4 protein-coding genes are annotated in these 3229 nt (G+C 40.6%); all 4 read right to left on the reverse strand.

What is annotated here, in order from left to right; all coding sequences use genetic code 11:
* On the reverse strand, window positions 1-1240 hold a 1240-nt coding region (gene cps2T, locus WMO25_RS16525; protein ID WP_349086252.1), incomplete at its 3' end, for a beta 1-4 rhamnosyltransferase Cps2T.
* A 25-nt stretch (window positions 1241-1265) separates the two neighbouring features.
* The gene (gene rfbC, locus WMO25_RS16530) at window positions 1266-1874 is read right to left on the reverse strand and encodes a dTDP-4-dehydrorhamnose 3,5-epimerase (RefSeq protein WP_349086253.1); all 609 of its coding nucleotides are present in this window, start codon (window positions 1872-1874) and stop codon (window positions 1266-1268) included.
* 21 nt (window positions 1875-1895) lie between these two features.
* Entirely contained in the window at window positions 1896-2810 is a 915-nt protein-coding gene (gene rfbD / locus WMO25_RS16535; protein WP_349086254.1) for a dTDP-4-dehydrorhamnose reductase, read from the reverse strand.
* A gap of 21 nt (window positions 2811-2831) precedes the next feature.
* Window positions 2832-3229 (reverse strand): GDP-mannose 4,6-dehydratase (locus WMO25_RS16540; RefSeq protein ID WP_349086256.1); only part of this gene is annotated, 398 nt, incomplete at its 5' end.

A 3229-nucleotide genomic window follows, 5' to 3' on the forward strand; every position in this document is an offset into this window, starting at 1 on the left:
AAATCATATTTTTTACAAACACTTCTTCATATTGTCCGCATATTTTATTCCATGTATACTCCGCAGCCACACGTGCTTTTGCTTTTCGTCCCATCTCTGCAATCTGATTTTCATTCAACTGATCTGAACTGTCAATCAACTTTGCCAGTGAACCATCATCACGACTCCAGTATAAAGCACAATCTTCAGCTACCTCCCGGTTAAAACCAACGTCTACAAGGAGATTCAAATCTGTACTGCCCAATGCTTCAATAAGACTTGGATTTGTACCGCCCACTGTATGGCCATGAAAATAGGCAAAGGCATTTTCTCGAATCTTTTTTAATAATTCCTGATCATAAACAGTTCCGACGAATTTAATTCTTTTATCACGCTTAAAATGTAATTTTTCTTCCAATTCATTCAAGAATTTGTCATTAACATTCGTAATAAGCGCAAAGTCTTTCTTACTATGACTTTTCATAAATTCACGGATCATCACTTCAAAAGAGTTTTCTGGAACAAAACGTCCCACCACAAGATAATAATTCTTCTTAGTTAACCCTTTTTCCTTATACCAGTTGACCAATTTTTCATCATCATCGGTCAGCTTGCTTAATGTTAAATCAGCACCATATGCAATAAACGTTGTCTTTGGATTTCTGCCTTTGATTCCTTTGCCATCATAGCATGCATGAATATATTTCTCAATATTCACCGAATCACAGATTGCCAGATCAGAATATTTAACCATCATCTGCTCCGAAATCTTCCAATATTTGCGAATCGGCGCAGACCATTTTGCTCTCATCCATTCATGTCCATCCGGGTTCAGATAAACTTGACCGCCACGTTGATGGATTTCTTTATAAAAATGTTTTGCAAACGGGCCAATACGACAAGCCATGATATAAACAATTGGATGCTGAATATGATTTTTTCTGATATGTTCGCAACACATCTTTAATGCAGCCACGTCATAATAAATCGCCTGCGCCGAGCCAATCTGCGGAACATCGATTTTAAAACAATGCGCATTATGAAACTCAAATTCATGATCATTAATCAAAGCTGCACCTTCCAATTTGCTTTCATCCATATAGCCATCGCCATTGGCTTTACATGCAACATGATATTTTATTTTTTTGTTATATTGGTGGTATTCCGTCAATTTATATATAAAAGTCTCATATCCGCCATATGCACCTAATGATTTAGCTCCAACCAAGTAGACATGCTGTATATCTCTATTTTGATGCATCTTCTATTACCCCAAATAAATCATTCTAAAATTTAAATGTGTCCTTCAATCCTAACCATTTCTGGTCTTTATCGCTCAGATTCAATGCAGTACCATCTTCTAATGTATATCCCTCTGCATCTGCACTGCCTCTGTATTCGCCTTTCACCTTCGGCCATTCAATACCAATCTCTGGATCATTCCAGGCCATACCGCCTTCGTCATTCGGATGATAAAAGTCATCGCACTTGTAGCAGAATTCTGCTGTGTCACTGAGCACAAGGAAACCATGTGCAAAACCTCTCGGAATAAGAAACTGTTTCTTATTCTCTTCTGTCAGTTCAATGCCATACCACTTTCCATAGGACTCACTTCCGCTTCGAAGATCCACTGCCACATCAAAAACGGAGCCTTTGATAACACGCACCAGTTTTGTCTGTGGATACTGTTTCTGAAAATGAAGCCCCCGAAGTACACCCTTGGAAGACATCGACTGATTATCCTGCACAAATTGAATATGGATGCCATTTTCCTCCATATCTCTCTGACTATATGTCTCCATGAAATATCCGCGAGCATCACCATGAACCGCCGGTTCAATAACACAGAGTCCTTCAATACCGCCGACATTTTTTTCAACCTTGATCTGTCCCATTTCATCTATCTCCCATTTATATTAATATTGAATTTCTTTCAAGTAACGGCTTAAGGCATCCTGCCAAGTTGGAAGCGGAACAAATCCTGCCTCCACCAGTTTACCTTTAGCCAAACGACTATTAAACGGACGGGCAGCCTTGCTAAGTCCGTATTCTTCTGTTGTCACCGGCAGTACTTTTGTCTGATAACCGGCTTGACGATAAATTTCTTTTGTAAAGTCGTACCAGCTGATATAACCGCCCTCGTTGGTTGCATGATAATATCCATATTTATCCGTTTCACTCATATCTACCAATAATCTTGCCAGATCATAAGTGTAGGTCGGTGTACCAATCTGATCATTGACAACCCGAACCGTATCGTGTGTTTTTCCCACATTCAGCATGGTCTTAATAAAATTCTTGCCATTCACACCAAACACCCACGCAATGCGGACAATAAAATATTTCTCCAATATCTGACTCACTGCCAGCTCACCTTCCAGCTTTGTCTGTCCATAGACATTGAGCGGCGCATAATCCTTGCAGTCCGGCTGCCATGGATCGCTTCCCTGACCATTAAAGACATAGTCTGTGCTGATATAAATCATTTTACAATTCAATTCTTTACAGACATCTGCTATATTCTTTGTTCCGCCTGCATTAATTGCACGCACTTTATCAATGTTCGCTTCATCTTCTGCCAAATCCACTGCTGTCCATGCGGCGCAATGAAATACAACATCCGGATGAATCTCCGCTATAACATTATGAACAGCCTCTCTGTCCGTAATATCAAGCGTTCTGTAAGGTGCTCTCGTCACCGCTGATTCATCTGCAACACCGCTGTAGCACTCCTGAATATCCGATCCAACCCCTTCATGACCACGCTTCAGCAATTCATTCATTACATCGTGTCCCAGCTGGCCACCGACACCTGTCACAAAAAATCTCATATTCTTTCCTCCCGGTGTCAATTAACGATTGCTGTACATTTTTTCATAGTAGTTCTGATATTCGCCACTGATTATCGTCTCCCACCATTCACGGTTATTCAAATACCATTGAATCGTCTTCTTGATACCGTCTTCAAATTTTGTCTCCGGCAGCCATCCAAGTTCATTGTGGATCTTAGTCGGATCAATCGCATAGCGCATATCATGGCCTTTGCGATCCCCTACATGGGTAATCAGGCTTTCAGGTTTACCTAATTCCTTACAGATAATCCTGACAATTTCGATATTCTGTTTCTCGTTGTGTCCGCCTACATTGTAGACTTCACCTACACGTCCTTTATGAATGATCAGATCAATTGCTTTGCAATGATCTTCTACATACAGCCAGTCGCGGACGTTCAATCCCTCGCCGTAAACCG

Origin of the sequence: Coprococcus intestinihominis (assembly GCF_040096555.1) — a bacterium.
Taxonomy (GTDB): Bacteria; Bacillota; Clostridia; order Lachnospirales; family Lachnospiraceae; genus Coprococcus_A; species Coprococcus_A intestinihominis.